The 652-nt window shown below is 57.1% G+C and carries 1 protein-coding gene; it reads right to left on the bottom strand.

Features of this window, described 5'->3' with window-relative positions; translation table 11 throughout:
- Nucleotides 1-576 (bottom strand): glycosyltransferase family 2 protein (locus tag BN2476_RS45040; RefSeq protein ID WP_087740515.1); only part of this gene is annotated, 576 nt, incomplete at its 3' end.
- Between the last annotated feature and the right edge of the window lie 76 nt (nucleotides 577-652).

Consider the following 652-nt stretch of genomic DNA (forward strand, 5'->3'; position numbering starts at 1 on the left):
GAGCTTTTCCTGAAGCAGGGCGAAACGGACACCCGCCTTCCCGAGCCGCAACCAGTACGCGTAGTCCATGCAGTAGTTCAGCGATTCATCAAGTAGACCATGCTGCTCCACGACGCGTCGCCGGAAGAACAGAGCAGGCTGGCAAATGAAGCACGTTTGCTTGAGCCGTTCGAAATCCCACGACTCGGTTGGGTAGTCCTCGAACGCATGATCGTCGATATCAATGTGATCCGCGAGACCGTACACCACATCGACCTCCGGATGCTGCTCGAAGTACGCCACCACGCGGGCGATTGCACCGGGGTAGTAGATGTCGTCGGAGTTTAGCCAGCCAATGATGTCGCCGTCGGTGGCCCGGATGCCTTTGTTGACCGCATCCGTTTGCCCTTTGTCTTTCTTCGACACCCAGCGCACGGGCGGGTTGAACGCCTTGAGGACTTCCACCGTGTTGTCGGTGCTGCCGCCATCGAAGACTACGTGCTCGATCTCCGCGCCTGTTTGCGACGCCACGCTCTGCAGCGTACGTTCAATGAATTGCCCCTGATTGTAGGAGGGCGTAACAATGCTGACTTTCATGCGGTCGTCCTTTCCGGAAACAGGTCAACACGTGACTGATTCCCATCCAAAATGCTACAGCGTTCCAGCAAGACAG

Origin of the sequence: Paraburkholderia piptadeniae (assembly GCF_900007165.1) — a bacterium.
GTDB lineage: Bacteria > Pseudomonadota > Gammaproteobacteria > Burkholderiales > Burkholderiaceae > Paraburkholderia > Paraburkholderia piptadeniae.